Genomic DNA, 17,775 nt, shown 5'->3' on the forward strand with positions numbered 1-17,775 from the left:
ACTCATAAACCCTCTCGAATCTTGAATCTTGACTCGTGTTTCTATTTTATTTTGTCTTGACTCCTGGCTCTTTATTCTTTTCTCCCGTTTCTATTCTCTTTTATCTTTATTCTTTTCTCTTGCTTCTTGGCTCTTGGCTCTTTAATCTTATCGTTATTCAAAAATCAACAATCTTCAATCTTCAACAATTAATCACTCATAAACCCTCTCGAATCTTAAATCTTGACTCATGTTTCTATTTTCTATTTTCTATTTTCTTTTGTCTCGGCTCCTGGCTCCTGGCTCTTGATTCTTATCTCTTTATACTTAATACTCAATACTTAATAGGTTTCTATTTAATTTTGTCTTGGCTCTTGGTTCCTAATTCCTGATTCTAATTTCTATTTTCTATTTTCTATTTTCTTTTCTCTTGCTTCTTGCTTCTTGGCTCTTGGCTCTTGACTCCTGCTTCTTGCCCCACTTCTTAATACTTCGTACTCAATACTTAATACTAATTCCGATAGAACGCCTTAATCGTCCTCACCACCCTCTCCAATTGCTCCTTCGTTATCCCAGCTGAACTCGGAATACTAATACTGTTTTGATACACCGATGCGGAAACATCTTTTTCAGTGATGTAGATATCCTCTTTAAACATGTCCAATTGATTCATGGGCATCCAAAACGGACGGGATTGTACCCCATTTTTGTTGAGGTAATCCAATAATTCCCGCATACGCGACGTCGTGAAGGTAAACAACCAACAATTTGGATCTGTGCCTTTTGGTATTTCCTGAAATTTGATATCCGCAACGCCTTCTAACTGGCTTCTATAAAAGGCATCCATGGCCTTTTTAGCTTTTAAAGTCTCAGGAAAGGTCTCCATTTGGGCCACGCCGATCGCCGCAAGCACATTCACCAAGCGGTAGTTATAGCCAATCTCGTCGTGGATATAATCCATCGCACTCACTTTGGCCTGGGTGGTTAAGTGTCTCGCCTTTTTGGCCAAGGCTTCATCATCGGTAACGATAACGCCACCGCCGCCTGTGGAGATGATTTTGTTGCCATTGAAACTAAACACACCAAGCTTCCCAAAAGTACCTGCGTGTTTATCATTGAAGGTACTTCCTAAGGCTTCCGTACTATCCTCAATGATATCGAGATGGTAGGTTTTGGCAATGGCCACCATGCTGTCCATATCTCCTATATTTCCTAAGACATGAACGGGCATGATGGCACGTACACGTTTGTTGGTGGTCGTATCAAAACTGAAGGTGCCAGCTTCTGTCGTTCTTAATTCGGTTTGCGTATTCAGGTAATTGACGAGCAGTTCTAAATCCATCTGCCAATTCTCCGGATCCACATCAATAAGAATCGGGGTGGCTCCGGTATATTTTATCGCGTTAAGGGTCGCAATGAACGTGATGTTCGGGGCAATCACATGATCGTCTTCGGTGATTCCCAATAATATTTGGGCAATATGAAGTCCTGCAGTACCGTTCATACAGGCCACGCCATATTTTGCGCCAGCATAGTTGGCAATCATCTCTTCAAATTGGTTCACATAGCTTCCCGCTGAAGAAATCCAGCCGGTGTTTAAGCAATCTAAGACATATTTGGACTCATTGCCCTCGATTTTCGGAATTGATAATGGTATCATTGAATGTGTTTTTTATTTTGAATGTTTTTATAATCTCGCATAATCTTTTAAAAGGTCTAGAGGGCATTGTACTTTAACCAGCTTAGAATTAAACCTCAACAGCTTGGTTACACTGGACTCATTCAAACTACTAAACTTGCACCCCCTTCCAAATCAAGTCTTTGCTCATGGCTCTTGGCTCTTGGCTCTTCCTACTTAGTTCCTGAAACCTGACTCCTGACTCTTGTCTCTATCTTCTTTTTTCTTTTTTCGAAAAATGAAATCACTTCTTCATAAACACCCTATAATACAAATGTTTAAGTTGAGCCACATGATAACGATTCATGAGTTCAAGCGAGCTAAAAGACGGTAAAGTCACACCATTATAACGGTGACCATCCGCTTTGTAATCATAACTTGAAGGTGCAGGAATCACAATAAGCCCTTGATCTTTAAAAATTTCAACAGCTCTTGGCATGTGAAGCGCACTGGTAACTATAATGACGTTTTTGTTTGTACCAAATTCTTTTTTAAAAGCCTGAGCTTCCTCTAACGTTGTGGTAGGCGTTTCCAACATCTGAATTTTGGCTTCATTCACGCCCAAAGACATGGCGGCTTCTTTACTAAGTTCTGCTTGACTTTTGGGTCTATTTTTAGAAGCTGCTGAAGTGACTAAAACAGCCTGATCTAAAGAGTTTAATATTCGAATCCCCTCAGCCAACCTAACGAGTGTCTCTTGGTTTAAATTCATGGATGCCGGCAATCTTGAATCCGTAGTAGCACCAGAGCCTAACACGTGGATATAATAAGTCTTTGAACGGTCAAGGAGCTGAAGATCAATGGGCGCATAAGCACTTTCAATGGAAGCAATCAATTTTTTGGGCACATAACTGGTAGAACACACCAAAAACATTACAATTCCTAAGGCAATTACTAAAGTGGCCAATTTGTGTTTATTTCTTTTAAGCCAATATGCAAAAAGTCCCCAAACAATAAAATACAGCATCAAGTTTGGCAAACCCTTCAAAAACTCAATCATCGTATATTCTACAGTTCCTTAATGCCCAATAAGGTCAATGAAGCTGGTTTTACCGGCAAATTATTAAACGTTTTATAAACCATTTCTGAATTGCTGTTAACTAACGACCAGAAGGTTAAGAACAGGATTTTAAAATCGACCAACATCGAAGCATTGTGGTAATACCATTGCTCCAAAGCACCTTTATAGGGGTAAATATAAGTGCGATAGTATTGTACAGGATCTTTCCCAAGTTTTTTATATGCCGTCACCAAACGCTCTTCATCCCTAAACACCAACGATCCCAACCCGGTAATGCCCGGTCTGTTTTTATAGATTACGGCTTGCACTTCGGGTGTGTAGTTTTGAAAACTTTTCACCAATAAAGGCCGTGGTCCCACCAATGACATATCGCCTTTTATCACATTTAAAATTTGTGGCAATTCATTAATTTTTGTGATGCGCAAAATGCGTCCTACCTTGGTAATCCGCGGATCATTCCTTACCGTCAAGGTTTTGTTGCCCATGTTGGGGCTGTCCTTTAGCATGGTGGCAAACTTGTAAATATAAAACGGCTTATTGTTTAGGCCCATGCGCTCTTGTAGGTAGAAAATTTCCTTTTCGCCAGTGACTTTTAAAAGAATCATGATACATAAGAACAAGGGCGAGATAATTATAAATCCGACCAGTGCGAGCATTAAATCAAACATTCGTTTTGTGAAAAGATAAAAACCTGAAGGTGTTTTTTGTGTCATAAAACTGTAACGGGCCAATGTGGGTCTATTTTAAAAAATAGCACATCAACTGTCTATAAATTTTTAATATGATTTAATGTGATATCCAAACTGCTTTTAAGATACTGTATTATTCGGTAGTGTCTGGTTTATCGATAAATTCTTTCCGAACTACCAATTTTTCCTTAAATCTATAGAAAACCGTCTCATGATCATATACCTTATTGGTAACAGCCATTCCTGCCATGATTTTATTATTGTTCCCCACTTCAACCTCGGGAATCAAACAACTATTTGTGCCCAGTAGGTTGTCATTACCTACTTTTGAATATCCTCCCAAAACCACTTGGGGACTCAAAAAATTATTTACTCCTATTTTAGCATCGTGACCAATAGTACATCGTGAATTAATCACATTAAAAGCACCAATTTCAGCTTTTGGACCAATAGACACATTATGTGAGATGACCGTACCTTCTCCAATAATGGCTGATTTTGAAATCAACGCAGTTGGATGGATAATACCTATAAACTTTGCACCTTTTAATTGGAAATCCTGCAAAACCTTTGCTCTAATCTCTATATTTCCAATGCCCATTATATATTTTACCTGAGTATCTATTTGATGATCATCAATACTTCCCAAAAAATCATAGGGATATCCATAATGCTCATAATATATATTTGTGTTATCTATAAGCCCTTTTATATTATATAAAGGTGTTTCTGATTGTTCATTTATATAACTGATATACTCAACAAGCTCGGCAGCGTGAGATCCACATCCAATAATGATTATATGTTTCATCGATCTTAAGGTGTTGTCTTCAATTCAGTAAAGTTAAATAGAAACCGAATTTTTTGTCGGCACAAAATTACCAAATATCAAAACAATTTGAAAAGATAACTAACTCTTTAAAAAGGGTTGATTATTTATTTTGCCGAATAGCCACCATCCAAAGTAATTTCCGTGCCTGTCATCCATTTGGAAGCATCAGAAAGAAGAAACACACAGGCATGTGCAACATCTTCTGGCTCACCAAAACCCAATGGGTATTTTGCCAAGGTTTCCGCCAACAAATTTTCGTTTGTTTTGTATGTAGCGTTAGCAGTCATTGGTGTATTCACAATACCTGGTGCTATGGTATTGACCCTGACTTTTCTTGAAGCGTATTCAATAGCCAATGATTTGGCACCGGCACTTACCGCACCCTTGCTCATGGCATACATGGTTTTTGCTTTTTCACCAACACTTGCCATAATAGAACTGATAAACACCAAGCTAGATCCTTCCTTATTTAATTTAGTCAACACCAACTTAGTTAAATAAAATGCCGCTTGAACATTCACTTTTAAAATGTTATCCAGTTGCTCTGTTTTAAATAATTTAAAAGGATAAGTTGATGTAATCCCCGCAGCATGCACCATACCATCAAGGTGTGGCACGTCTTGTAAAAAAACTGGAAGTTGTGCAGTTACTACTTCAAATTCCGCCAAATCGATCGCTAAGATTTTATGATTCCGAGATGATAATTTGCTTAACGTGTGGTTTAGTCGCTCTTCATTCCGTCCAAGCAACAATAAAGTAGCTCCCTGTTCATCGCAAGCGATTGCAGTAGCTTCTCCAATACCCGAAGAAGCACCCGTAACCATAATAATTTTATGTTCTAAGGTAAATGGATTCACGATACTTCAACAATTTCAGAGATTCTCATGCAATTAACTGGCACAAGTGCTGTAGCCCAGGACATTCCCACACCAAAACCACATAAGAACAAGCCTTTTGATCCATCAAATTGGTCTTTCAATTGATCTACAATAGTTATCGGAATCGATACTGAAGACGTATTGCCATATTTCGAAATGGTAGAAGGCACTTTATCTACATCCAATTTTAATTTCTTAACCAAATAATCGTTCATGAATTTATTGGCCTGATGGAAAACGTAAAAATCAAAATCCTCTAAATTAGCTTCACCAAACTTCAAGGTCTCTTTGATATGCTTAGGAATTTCACGAAGTACAAAATTAAAAACATCGGCGCCATTCATATAGCCATGTTCGTCAGTCCTTATATTGCCATGTTCATCCACTACTTTTTCCTTAAGACTCTCAGGAGTACTTGGATTTCGATAGCCACCGGCATCAATTTTTATCAAATGCTGTAAAGAACCATCAGAATTTAATGAAAAGACCGATTCTCCAACACGATCGTCCTTTTCAATAATGGCTGCCACACCGGCATCACCAAAAATAAAACCCGTTTTCCGATCTTTCGGATGATACACTTTAGAGCGTGTTTCGCCATCCAATAATAAAACTTTTCTAATGCCAGGCTGTTGAGCATAGGCATAAGCCATGGATAAACCATAGATAAAACCAGAACACCCCAATCCAATATCAAAAGCTGCAGTATCCTTTGATAAGCCCAAACGATCCTGTAAAATGATGCTTGTAGCTGGCATTCTATAATCAGGCGTTTGTGAAACAAATAACAAGACATCAATCTCCGACTTATCAATTGCCAAGTCTGAAATTATTTTTTTTGCCGCAGCAAAACAAAGATCAGAAGCTGTAGTGTTTCCCGTAACAAAACGACGCTCTTCAACACCTGTTTTATCTACAATATCACCGACTGAGTCCTTATCAAAAAATTCCGTATATGCTCTATTCTTAATGGTATTTGCTGGAACGGCACCTGCCATTCCAACAATGGTAATCCCATTAAACTTTAATTTAGCCATTTTCTAAGCCTTTTTTGCCAACAAGGCATTATATAAATCCTCTATGGTTTCAAATGATTTGAACTCCTCATCAGAGAGCTGCAATTCAAAATGCTCATCAATTAAAGCAATTAACGATAACTTTCCAAGAGAATCCCAAGTGTCAAAACTTTCAAAATGGTCGGTTATCATCACATCCTGATCCAAATCCAAGGCTTCCTTTACGATATTTATTAATTGTTCTTTCATAGCTTAATCCATTATTATATTTTAATCTTTAGTTCACATTCCTTTCAAACATAACCCTGATTATGATAATTAAATGAGCATCATAAAAACCATTGCCATAATTTTATCTAGAACCATATTTTAATGTGCAAAAATACTTCAAAAACTGTAATTAGGAGATAGACGTATGCAATATCTCTGGGAATTGCCTTTTAATTACTCAGGTTTTCGCGCTTTTTATGTAATATCATCATTTAGCTTTTCTGGATTTTGTCTTGAATCAAAAATAGTGATGATCTCAATCTCTTTTTTTATCCAAATTTACCCGGTAATAAAATGTTGTTTGTTTAGTGACAACACACTTATATAGGTTTTCAAATTCAGATGATTTAGGACAACTTTGTGGTTGTAAGGCTATTTGTTTGACTTTTTCTGTCAACTTCAAAATAAACAAATCCCTCGTTTTTAAATTCCAATGTTCTAATAAATATTCCGAAAGTTTTAAGAGTTTTGTTTCGGCCAGTTTAGATAAGAACACTTTCATTTACTACGGAATTTTCTTTAAAAAGGACTCATAAGAAATTCTTTTTCCGTTATCCAAATCTTCAATGCCTTGTTGTATCTCTTTTTGTTCAGACAAATTTAATTCATTCCAAAAGTCGCTTTTTTCCTTTTTTACAAAATCGGCAATACGTTGGATAAATTCAGAATTTTCATTTTCCAAGATAATCTTAAGTAATTCTAACTTTGTTGTTTGAATATCCATTTATAAAGTCTTTAAGAAACAAATTTACTAAAAATATCCTATGGTTTATCGGTTTTTACATATGGAAACCCAACATAAGTATGGAAGATTTTATGCGTTTTAACCCTAGATATTTCTTGTTTTGACAACTTTCCCTGGCACGCCTACCACCACACTATTATCCTCTACATTTTTTGTAACTACGCAACCCGCACCTATGACATTGTTATCTCCTAAACTCACGCCGGGAATAGTTGCACTGTTGACACCGAACATATTGTGACTGCCAATTTTGGTATTGCCGGATAAGGACACTTGTGGTGATATAAAATTGTAATCGCCAAGAATGGTGTCGTGGCCAATGGTACAACGCGAATTAAGGATGTTGAAATCGCCTACCACAGCCATTGGTCCTACTGAGGCATTATGGGAAATAAGGACACCTTCACCTATTTTAGAAGATTCGGCAATAAGTGCTGTTGGATGAATGAAAGTTAAAAACGTTGCGCCTTGTTCTTTAAAATGTTTGACCAATTTTTCTTTATAAATCATATTCCCAAAACAGAACATGTATTCGATATCCGTATTTATTTGGTGGTCGTCCACAGTACCCAAATAGGGTTCTGGATATTTGTATTGGCGATGCAAATCTTCATTTTCATCGAGAAAACCTAAAATTTCAATAATTCCAATTGGATTGACGCGATTATGATACCGAATGTATTCTCTCACTTCAGCGGCGTGCCCACCGGTCCCGATCAATATGACTTTTTTCATAACCTAAATTTTACGTATTGAAATCTCGGCAGTATATACGGATAAAAATTAAATAGGCAATAACTTTTTATAAATTTCAGACATTTCAACAATACAATGATCCAATAAATAATTTTGAGATTTGGCGTGAGCACTTTTACTCATTCGCTGATATAACTCCCTGTCATTATACAACTTAATAAGGTAATCTTTAAATTCGTTATAATCACCAAAGTTGTACAAAAACCCATTTTCCCCATGATCAATTAAATCAATGTGCCCTCTAATTTTTGTTGCAATTACAGGTTTGCCCATATAAAGTTGTTCAGCAACATTCATAGGTAATCCTTCTTGACTGCTGGCAGAAACTCCTACATCAATCATTTTTATCAACTCGCCCATATCTGTTCTAAACCCAAGTACATGTACAAAATCTGAGATATGCCTGTCCTTAACCAATTGTTTAAAGATTTCGAGGTTTTTTCCTCTTCCTGCAAACAATATTTTGAGATTAGGCATATCTTTTTTTAAGGCTAAAGCGTTATTTACAAAAAATTCATGGTTTTTTCTTTCAATGAACTCTGCAATATATAGCAATAGAAAATCTGTGTTTTCATAATTATTCTTAACTCTAAGTTCGCTTACCGTAGTGTCAATATTATCTAACCTGCCAGTATTAATCCCAACGCCAGAGGTTAAAAACGACAACTTATTTTTAAATTTCTTTTCGCTTAGCAATTTATAATCCTCTTGATTAATGGTAATTATCCCATCGGTAAAGGCAGATAAATACTTTTCCATTGGATAAAATAACAACCAATTTTTTATGGACGATCCTTTATAAAAATGAAACCCATGTGCGGTATAAAGCACTTTCAAGCCTTTTTTTCTGAATTCTTTTGCTGCCAGTCGAGCCACCACCGAACCCATAGCCGTATGACAATGGATGAGACTATAATTTTCGCGATCAATAATTGCCCGCAACTCTCTTACCGCCTTTACATTATCAAACGAAAATGGATTTCTATTAATTGGAATATCAAATTGCTTATCGGCTTCATCCACACGGGTTACCCCGTCGTTTGCCGTCACATGGACTTCATAACCTTGTTTTTGTAAATAATCGATATAAGGAAGATGAAATGCCCTAAAGTGCTTATGGATGGTGGCCACAAATAGAATTTTACTAGTCATTTAAAACGGTATTTAATGATGCCAATAGCGATTCCCTTTCTTTTTCTAAAAACGAATGATAACTTTGGATTTTTTGAACATAGTTTTCTTTTTCTGACTCAATTTCCGAAATCATCTCAGAAATACTTTCAGAATTAACCTTTTCTATGCCGATTACAAAATTTGCCAAATCCATATCCTGCATAATGCCGTAACTCTTATTTCCTCCGTAGGCAATAGCCACACACGGTACCATTTCGTTTAAGGCAAATATCACCGAATGGAATCGTGTTCCGATCAAGATATCATAGTTTGAATAGATCTTCTGAATATCTTGCGATGTGAGTGCATAATCTTCAATATAAGATACATTCTTACCAATTTGTGCATCCAATACTCCAAGAACTTCTTTTAAAGCCAAAGTATCATTTTCATGATTACTTGGGCCAAGAGTATGGGCCATAAAAGTAAATTTATAACCTCTTTCCGTTTGCTCTTTTACCAGTTTACCAATTTCAGTGAGATATTCTTGATAAAGTCTGTCTGGATTTTTATAGCCGTCAAAGCGATACGGTCTCAGCGTTAATAAAATATTCTTATCCTCAGTACTAATACCATGTTTAAGCAGATAAGCTTTAGCGTCAAAAGTAGATGATTTTAGAAAAAATCCTAAATCAGGATATTTATAAGCTTTAATTCCCAATTGTTCCTGAACAAAATTATAAGATACTTCCTCTCTAACAGATACAAACGAAGATTTCTTTAAAACCTTTTTGACCAGATATTTAGCCAATCCATTTTTTAAGGGGCCGATTGAATTAGGTAATACAACAGTTTTTACATTATATCGATGTGCCAGCATCAGATCAAAAAGAAAATAATACATGACATAAGGATCTTGTAATTTTCCATAACTGTGCAAAAACCCTCCGCCTTTTACCACTAATGCCTTGAGAGACGGAAATAAATCCAGAGATTTCTTTTGTTCTAGAGACAGAGAGGAACGCCCTAGTTTATTCAAAAAACTAAATCTAGAAATCAGCAGTAATGTATTAAACAGATCAAAGATTGCCACAAATCCCCATTTAATATATGTGATTTTGGAATAATTTACTTCTTTTGAATCGGTAGTTGCACTGCTTGCTTTAACTCTAGGATGTAATAATATGCGTGTTATAAAATTATAGCCACGCGATTGAGTTTGGGCTTTTTGAAGATTCTTCTCCTCTTGATTAGATCCAGATTCATAAAGATAGACTTCAAGATCTGGATACAAATCCTCAAACAAACGGATCGATTCCCATACCAAAGCTTGATCTCCTCTGTTTAAGTCAGTGTTACCTGGAACTACTAGTATTTTATTTTTCATACTAGATCTTATATTAAATTATTATCATTTAAAAAAACGTCATAAAAATCATTCCTTTTTGCATTCAATAATTTTTGCTGATAATTCAAAGCATTTTTAAAATTTAAAGTTGAATTTTTTATTAAAAAATCTTCCGAGACATTAGAAAGCAATAGAATTAATTTTTTTATTGAGTTTTTTGAATAAACACATTGTTTATCAATTAATTCTGGAATCCCTCCCGTATTAGTTCCGATGACTGGACAAGCCATACTCATCGCCTCTACAACTGCTCTAGGGAGCCCTTCTTGTTTGCTAGGTTGTATATAAATATCTGCATCTACAATTGTTGCAAAAATTCTATCATGAGGCAGTGGACCAACAATCTTTATTTCATCATTCAAATTTAATTCATCAATAATCAATTGTAATCTCGTTGGGTTTCCTGCACCTACTATATCATATTTAAATAATATTCCTTTTTTCTTCAAAATAGCGATAGCCTTTATCACATCTGCTTGTCCTTTGTAAACTACGTCCACAGCACCTACTGTAACTAATTTTAGAGTTTTATTACTAGATGAATTTATTTTTTCTAATCTTTCTGATAGCACATTCTTGTCTGAATCCTTAACTTCAGAATCTTGAAGTTCTACATCTGAACATCCAATAGATTTTCCATTTGACGGATATCGACTTTGTAAAAAGTTATTAGTTACATAAATTGTATGATTTACATTTTTCATCAATTTTTGATACTGATATAACTTAGGATAAGCCAATAGCTTTCCTCTCCAGTCATAATTCCATAACGCATCATAAACACATGCTACAAATTCAATTAAGATTGGTTTATTTAACTTTTCTGCTTCCTTTAATGCAATTACGCCTGCTGCACTGGGTAATCTTATAATTATTATATCATTTTCTGCTACGGCTTGTTTAATTATACTATTAACTTTGCGTTTATTTTTTAAAGTTCGCAACGATTTAAAATCCGGGATTTCAATAAAATTAAAAGCTGGATGAGTCATTTCAATAAATTTTCCAACATCTTTATCATTAAGCTTAGTGCTTCGCATTAAAAAAGATACCTGTTCGCCAAAATAGAGGTATCGAGAAACCAACTTGTTCTTATCATCTCTAGAATATAAGTTGTTTCCAAATTTACTCATCGGTCCATCATGCACAAACAAAACTTTTCTACTCATAATTTTAATATTTTATTAAATTCACCGAAATTCTTTTTTGCATCAAACTTCTTTTTTGCCCATTCTTGATATTGAAATTTTGAACCTTCGGTTTTATTATAACAAATGGCAATTAACGTTTTAGCTAATGCTTCGCTATCTGTTGGCTTTTGTGCCAAATTTTTAGCTTCTTTAGGTAAAGTTTCTAAAATAGAAGGAATATTGGAAGTAATAACAGGTAAGTCACTAACCATTGCTTCAATCAAAGCATTAGGCTGACCTTCAGTAATAGAAGGAAACAAGAAACAATCCAAGCTTTTTAAAACCCTAGGCACATCTTTTCGATAACCAAGTACAAAAGTCTTGTCTTTTATTCCTAACGCTTCTAATTGCGGTATCAAGTCCGCAGTGTTTCGCCCACATAGAAGCAAATAAAAATTTGAATGCTCTTGTTGCAATTGCTGAAACACTTTTAAAACCGTATCATGATTTTTTGCCTTATCCAATCTTCCCACATGACCAATTACAAAAGCCTCTTGTGGGATACCCAATTGTTCTCTAATGGATGCTTTGCTTTCTGGCAAATCATACTCTTCAATATTTACGCCATTATAAATGACTTTAAAACGGGTATCTGAAGCCTTTCGGTTTGGGAAAAAGAAATCCAATGCCGCATTGGAATTTGAAAGAATATGGGTGGCGTTTTTATAAACCAAGTGATTCATAAAAGAATTGACTTTGTTTTTTATAAAGCTAGGTGGAAAATGATTACTACCCTGTCTATAGAATGCTATACGTCTTGGCACTTTTAAAATCTTTCCTAATGCCATAGGAAGCCCGGCAAAATTGGCATTAAAATCACAAATGACAGCAAACTTCTGACTTTTATAAAATTGATAATGGTTTATAGTTTTGGAAAGACTTAAATAACCTAATGGCAAAAACACCAATTTCACTCCTGTGGCTTTATATTCGTCATATAATTCACCTTTTTGGCTAGAACGAACGAGAACTGTAATTTGACTCGTATCTTTAATAAAATTTAAATAACGTAAGAGATACATTTCAATGCCACCTGAGGCAACGGAGGGGATTAGAAAACAGATTTTAAGATGATTATTTTTCATTTGCCTGCTTTAAAACCAAATCAACCATCCAACCATAAGGGTTAAATTTACCTTCGTACCATTTTAATTCTTCATCCCAAAAACCAGGGCAATCATCATATCCAGCATTGGCAAAACCGTAACTTATTTCAATCAATAATGGTTTTTTATCTTCATCATAAACAAAATCACAAGCAACACATTGCGCTTTCAACTTCTTATTAACTTCAAAGGCGGCCTTGACAAAAATCTCATCGATGGCGCCTTTTTCATAAATAATATTACCACTTCCTGACGCTCTAAAGTCGTTTTCGCGAGTCATTCTTTTGATACCAAAAGCTTTTCCATCAATCACAATTATCCGTATGTCTGAATCGTTGTTTGGAATAAACTCCTGAAAATATATGTAGCTGATTTCCTTGCCCATTACTTCAGAGTATCTAGGAGGCCTTGCTAAACGTATTAAACCTTTAATAACTTCTTTAATAGGTGCTTTTCCTAATAACCATTTTCTATAGCGCTCTTTCAAGCTTCCCCAATTATCATAGGAGGGAAAACCATTACTAAATGCTTTCTTTACCAATTTATACGCCTTTTCTTTCGAATCCACTAACTGAACATTTTGCGAACCCGCACCTCCGCGAAGTTTGAACACCTTCGGGAACGAAGTTTCTTTTATCCAATTGTGGGCTGTTTGCACATCATAAAACACCCATGTTTTTACTAAATTTAGTCCTAAGGATTCGAATAAATATTTTTGTCCTACCTTATCATCAAAATGCCAAGCTGTCTTGAAATTTGGAAAAACGTTAAATCCACTGTGATCCAAAGCAAACAGCAACTGCTTCGCCATCACAATATCTTTTTCATCTTGTTGGTGGAAATGCCACATATATGCGGAGCATTCTTTAACTTCCTCTACAATATCATTCGAAAAAGAATCTACTAGTTTAAATTTTATTTCATTTTCCTGACAATATTTTACCCATCGCTTTTGAAAAGAAGCATTTCTTAAATTATTATGAATAGCTATCATTTATAGTTCCTTTATGTTATTTATGTAGCACTCTGTTGGATTCATTTTTGAAATAATTTTTCCAGGATTTCCCATTACAATTGAATTCTCTGGAACATCAAAATTAACATATGCATTTGGAGCAATTAAAACATTATCATTGATTATTATATTTCCAACTATCACACTTCCGGTTCCAATCCATACTTTATTCCCAATAGTGGGCGAACCTTTCTTAACCCCTCTATTTTGTCTGCCAATTGTGACATTATGATTTATATTACAAAACTCTCCAATTTGAGCATCTGCATTTATCACAACTGTTCCAAAATGTCCAAAATAAACGCCTTTACCTATCTTGGTTTTTGTGGATATTTGAAATCCGAATTTGTAACAGTAGTGTCTTAGAAAAATCTTAACCACTATCTTTAACAAAGGGTTTTTAATATTATTATATAACCTATGAAAGAATATAAAACGAAATCCTTGATTTCGATAGGCTTTTAGAAAAGACTTAAAAGAAAACTTATGCGGATAGATTCTATAGGCATCAAACTTTATTTTATCATAAATCATTTAGACATTTATTTATTTATTTCTACTGTTCAGAAATCGTATTATAAGGTTTTCAAACAATTTTATTACAAAAACTAAATAATTAAAATTTATAAATTTCTTTTCTCTAAGAAATCATCCTCTAACTATATATTTTTATTCGCATTTTGTAAAAAAACCAATAATTCATTAAATCATCTTGAACTTTCTATAATCTCTTCAATATTCTTTTTAAAACCTCTTGATGGGATTCACAATGAATTAAATTTGATAATAATTTCTTCTTTCTGTGATGCCAAACACTTGGAATTATTCCCCTATTTATAAGAGCTAAGATATATTTTGATTTAACGGGTTCTATAAAAGAATTAAATAATCTTTCTTGTTTTTTGACAAAGATTTCAAAACACTTTTCCAACTTTTTATCATTAGCAATTAGAGAGTTTAATTCCTGTATATTATGAGGAAGGTCTCCTTCATTTATAAGTCTCACTTTTGGATCATGATTAAACTGTTCAAAATAATGCTTTTCAAAAGTAATCTTTTCTTTAGTAAAGTTTAAAGTTACCGCCATTCCATAATTCCAAATCGAATTTCTATGATTAAGATAATCGAATATAAAGTTCCCTAAAGAGTAAAATATAGGTACTCCTCTATATACTTCATCCCCACTAATACAATGTGTATGATGATTTATAACGGCATTTGCTCCACAATCCACAAAAAACCGAAATGTTGCTTTAAGGCGAGGACTTGGCAAATTATACATTTCATGCCCACCATGATGAATAATAATTATTTTATCAGCTTTTTGTTTTGCTTTTTTTATAGCATAAAACATACTTATTTCAGAAAAACCATACGCTGAGTATCCATCTCTTTCCTCGGTAGACCATTCATTTTCACAAACATTAATAATAGCAACAGTTATATCATTTTGGGTTTTAAAAATAGTACTTATATTATTATCAGTTTTCCCCGCTCCTAAATAATCAATCTTATTTGATTTTAAGTGATCTATGGTATCTTTTAATCCTTTACTACCAAAGTCCATGATATGATTATTGGCAAGCGTAACTAAATTAAAGCCATTCTTTTTAAGAAAACGAATATTTTCAGGATTTGCTTTTAACGCAGGTCCAGTTTTAGAAATCGGAGTATTGTAAGTAGTTAAAGGACATTCTAAATTCGTGATGCAATAATCAGCTTCATTTATAAGTTTTTTGAAGTCTTCATCTAATATTTCCTTGGAAGATGAGTTACTAATATCAGCTCTGTTTATAGGACAAAAATCACCTGTAATAAATATTTTCATTTATATTAATTTTGCTAATTCATTTGAAGACATATACTCTACATTTGGCCAATGATCTTCAATTTTATTTAGTAACTTATTAAATAAAATCAGATTACTTTCTCTATTAGAAGGATTAATACCTCCAACAAAATTTACTCTATGCATTGATATAATCGCAGGCTTATTCCAGAAAAAAGCATTTTTAATATCTTTTAGAGCACTCGTTACCCAATCTTTATTTCGATCTGAAAAAGGCTCGAATGATACATTACGCACTAAGTACTTTTGGCCGAACTTGTTTTGCTTTCCTAAGTAGTTTCTTTTAAGGATGATTCTATTTTCTTTCTCAGAAGGAATTCTTTGTGATACAATTCCCTGGAGATGAGTCACACCCAACTTTGCTGTGATTTCCTCTACATCTTCACCCCAAGTATAATTAGGAGCAATAAATGTTTTTGATTTAAAGCCAAATAGTCTTTCAAAATCGAAGTACGCTTCACTTAAAATTTTATTATAATCCACAATAAAATTATTATTTTTAATTCCAAAAGCCTCTTGATAACTTTTTCTTCTAACTTTAACAACATTGTCACTAATGCCAAACAGTTTATGATTAAATGCCTCTAATGTTTCCTTATTACCATTTCTTAAATCCGTCATCCATTGACTTATATTAAGATGTTCACGTCCATGAAGCTGAGATACAAAATATTTATTCAAATTTCCTTCAATCCATAAGTCTTTTACCTTTGAATGATTTGGGTATTGAGCTAAGGTAGCTTCTAAACTTTCAGGAAAGTATTCTTCAAAATTATACTTTTTTATCTTTTCAAAATCAGGATTTGCAGTTAGAAAGTTAGCTGTTATGACAGGGGTAATTGCTCGTTTTTCTAAAAACTCAAATAAAGCAGCTAGGTCATTATTACTTTCTAAACCGTCATTCATTAAATACGCACATTTTTCTACAGCAAAACCTTTTTGGGATAACTGCTCAAGAGTTTCTTTATTAGGCATTCTAATACTTCCCCAATCATCAGATTCAATCACTACAATTTTCCGACTGGTTTTCCAACCTCTGGCATTGGTAATATTTTTGCTTAATGTTGTTTTTAATGTACTAATCATTATTTCTTAGCTTTTATCTCTCCTAATTCCGAAGAGGTCATAAATTCGACTTCAGGCCATTTTCTTATGATCATGGTCAGCAAGTCCTTCAGCTGCTTTAAACTTGTATCTCTATTGGTCGCGTCCAAACCTCCAATATAATTCACGCGGTGCGAACTAATGACGGCAGGTTTTTTCCATTTAAAAGCCAATTCGATTTCAGCCAAACACCTATCAACCTCATTTACAGAAGAACCTGAAGGTTCAAAAAACGCATTGCGTGTGATGTAGGTTTGCCCATGTTTATTTTGTTTCCCAAGGTATCTAAAATGCTTTTTGGTTCGTCCTTCGCCCAATACTTCCTGCTGAATTTTAGGAGAAGACATATAGCGAATACCACTTGCAGCGGCAACCTGTTCAAGCTCATTATTTATTGGTCCATTGGGCGGCACAAAAAATTGGGCCTTATAACCATGTAAGTTTTCAAAAAGTTTCAGCCCATCAGTAATAATGGCTTTTTGCTCTTCCAAATCAGATGCAAATTCCAAATCAAAAGCTGCTTGAAAACCAATTCCATTTTTTCTGTTGTAGCCCCAAACTTGATGATCAAAAGCCAAAAGAGCTTCTTTATCACTCGCTTGTAAAACACGCAACCAGGATTGTGTGTTTAAATGTTCGCGACCATGAAATTCAGGCACAAAAATATTTTCCGTTATTCCTTGTTTCCATAATTCAAAAGCTCCAGTTTTATTATAATGTTCAAGGGTTGTAGTAAAAGGCTCATAATAATAGTTTTTATAATTATCTTCTTTTATTTTTATAAAATCAGGATTTGCCACTAAACTTACTGCGGTTATTTTAGCTGCATTTCCGTTTTTATCTTTAACACATCTTAAAGTGTCAAATAAATGTTGTAAATCTTCTTTTGATGCAAGTGTATCATATAAATTGTAACGGGCTCCTGCGCCAGTATTGATGTTTAAACCAGCTTTGAGCAAGGAATTATATGAATTTTGTGATGACATTCGGAGACTTCCCCAATCGTCCGACTCTATGACTACAATCTTTCGATTGGTACGCCAGCCAGGAAGATTGGAAAGGTTTTTTATAAGGGTCTTTAACATTATGAAAATAGTTTATTACAATTGTAATTATTTGAATCAAT

19 protein-coding genes are annotated in these 17,775 nt (G+C 34.4%); all 19 read right to left on the reverse strand.

The window, feature by feature from the left end; genetic code table 11:
* Positions 1–490 precede the first annotated feature (490 nt).
* On the reverse strand, positions 491–1,639 hold the full coding sequence (locus tag J4051_RS17965; RefSeq protein ID WP_208235267.1) for a LegC family aminotransferase: 1,149 nt from the start codon (positions 1,637–1,639) through the stop codon (positions 491–493).
* A gap of 262 nt (positions 1,640–1,901) precedes the next feature.
* The gene (locus J4051_RS17970) at positions 1,902–2,624 is read right to left on the reverse strand and encodes an ElyC/SanA/YdcF family protein (protein WP_208235268.1); all 723 of its coding nucleotides are present in this window, start codon (positions 2,622–2,624) and stop codon (positions 1,902–1,904) included.
* A gap of 41 nt (positions 2,625–2,665) precedes the next feature.
* Positions 2,666–3,409: a sugar transferase gene (locus J4051_RS17975; protein ID WP_236027595.1), complete on the reverse strand. Its 744-nt coding sequence runs from the start codon at positions 3,407–3,409 to the stop codon at positions 2,666–2,668.
* Between the two features lie 91 nt (positions 3,410–3,500).
* The gene (locus J4051_RS17980) at positions 3,501–4,178 is read right to left on the reverse strand and encodes an acetyltransferase (RefSeq protein ID WP_208235269.1); all 678 of its coding nucleotides are present in this window, start codon (positions 4,176–4,178) and stop codon (positions 3,501–3,503) included.
* A 125-nt stretch (positions 4,179–4,303) separates the two neighbouring features.
* Complete coding sequence (locus J4051_RS17985) at positions 4,304–5,056, reverse strand: SDR family NAD(P)-dependent oxidoreductase (RefSeq protein WP_208235270.1); 753 nt, start codon at positions 5,054–5,056, stop codon at positions 4,304–4,306.
* Positions 5,053–6,114 (reverse strand): 3-oxoacyl-ACP synthase III family protein, encoded by a 1,062-nt coding sequence (locus J4051_RS17990; protein ID WP_208235271.1) that lies wholly within the window; start codon positions 6,112–6,114, stop codon positions 5,053–5,055. The genes J4051_RS17985 and J4051_RS17990 overlap by 4 nt, the downstream gene beginning before the upstream one ends.
* A gap of 3 nt (positions 6,115–6,117) precedes the next feature.
* Positions 6,118–6,342, reverse strand: a complete 225-nt coding sequence (locus J4051_RS17995) for an acyl carrier protein (protein WP_208235272.1) — start codon at positions 6,340–6,342, stop codon at positions 6,118–6,120.
* A gap of 277 nt (positions 6,343–6,619) precedes the next feature.
* Positions 6,620–6,865, reverse strand: coding sequence for a type II toxin-antitoxin system RelE/ParE family toxin (locus tag J4051_RS18000; protein WP_236027599.1), 246 nt, complete (start codon positions 6,863–6,865; stop codon positions 6,620–6,622).
* 3 nt (positions 6,866–6,868) lie between these two features.
* Positions 6,869–7,087, reverse strand: coding sequence for a hypothetical protein (locus tag J4051_RS18005; RefSeq protein WP_208235273.1), 219 nt, complete (start codon positions 7,085–7,087; stop codon positions 6,869–6,871).
* Between the two features lie 105 nt (positions 7,088–7,192).
* Positions 7,193–7,843, reverse strand: coding sequence for an acetyltransferase (locus tag J4051_RS18010; protein ID WP_208235274.1), 651 nt, complete (start codon positions 7,841–7,843; stop codon positions 7,193–7,195).
* Positions 7,844–7,891: 48 nt separating this feature from the next.
* Positions 7,892–9,016: a glycosyltransferase family 4 protein gene (locus tag J4051_RS18015; RefSeq protein ID WP_208235275.1), complete on the reverse strand. Its 1,125-nt coding sequence runs from the start codon at positions 9,014–9,016 to the stop codon at positions 7,892–7,894.
* Positions 9,009–10,364, reverse strand: a complete 1,356-nt coding sequence (locus tag J4051_RS18020) for a polysaccharide pyruvyl transferase family protein (RefSeq protein WP_208235276.1) — start codon at positions 10,362–10,364, stop codon at positions 9,009–9,011. Before J4051_RS18020 ends, J4051_RS18015 begins: the two co-directional genes overlap by 8 nt.
* A gap of 8 nt (positions 10,365–10,372) precedes the next feature.
* Complete coding sequence (locus J4051_RS18025) at positions 10,373–11,554, reverse strand: glycosyltransferase family 4 protein (protein ID WP_208235277.1); 1,182 nt, start codon at positions 11,552–11,554, stop codon at positions 10,373–10,375.
* A complete protein-coding gene (locus J4051_RS18030; protein ID WP_208235278.1) occupies positions 11,551–12,660 on the reverse strand; it encodes a glycosyltransferase in 1,110 nt (369 codons plus the stop codon). Before J4051_RS18030 ends, J4051_RS18025 begins: the two co-directional genes overlap by 4 nt.
* The gene (locus J4051_RS18035) at positions 12,650–13,675 is read right to left on the reverse strand and encodes an ATP-grasp domain-containing protein (RefSeq protein ID WP_208235279.1); all 1,026 of its coding nucleotides are present in this window, start codon (positions 13,673–13,675) and stop codon (positions 12,650–12,652) included. Before J4051_RS18035 ends, J4051_RS18030 begins: the two co-directional genes overlap by 11 nt.
* Positions 13,676–14,230: a serine O-acetyltransferase gene (locus J4051_RS18040; RefSeq protein WP_208235280.1), complete on the reverse strand. Its 555-nt coding sequence runs from the start codon at positions 14,228–14,230 to the stop codon at positions 13,676–13,678.
* A gap of 187 nt (positions 14,231–14,417) precedes the next feature.
* Positions 14,418–15,524, reverse strand: a complete 1,107-nt coding sequence (locus J4051_RS18045; protein WP_208235281.1) for a CapA family protein — start codon at positions 15,522–15,524, stop codon at positions 14,418–14,420.
* Complete coding sequence (locus tag J4051_RS18050) at positions 15,525–16,631, reverse strand: polysaccharide (de)acetylase (RefSeq protein WP_208235282.1); 1,107 nt, start codon at positions 16,629–16,631, stop codon at positions 15,525–15,527.
* Positions 16,631–17,734 carry a polysaccharide (de)acetylase gene (locus J4051_RS18055; protein WP_208235283.1) on the reverse strand — a complete coding sequence of 368 codons (1,104 nt, stop codon included), beginning with the start codon at positions 17,732–17,734 and terminating at the stop codon, positions 16,631–16,633. The genes J4051_RS18050 and J4051_RS18055 overlap by 1 nt, the downstream gene beginning before the upstream one ends.
* Between the last annotated feature and the right edge of the window lie 41 nt (positions 17,735–17,775).

Origin of the sequence: Gelidibacter pelagius (genome assembly GCF_017581925.1) — a bacterium.
Lineage (GTDB): Bacteria > Bacteroidota > Bacteroidia > Flavobacteriales > Flavobacteriaceae > Gelidibacter > Gelidibacter pelagius.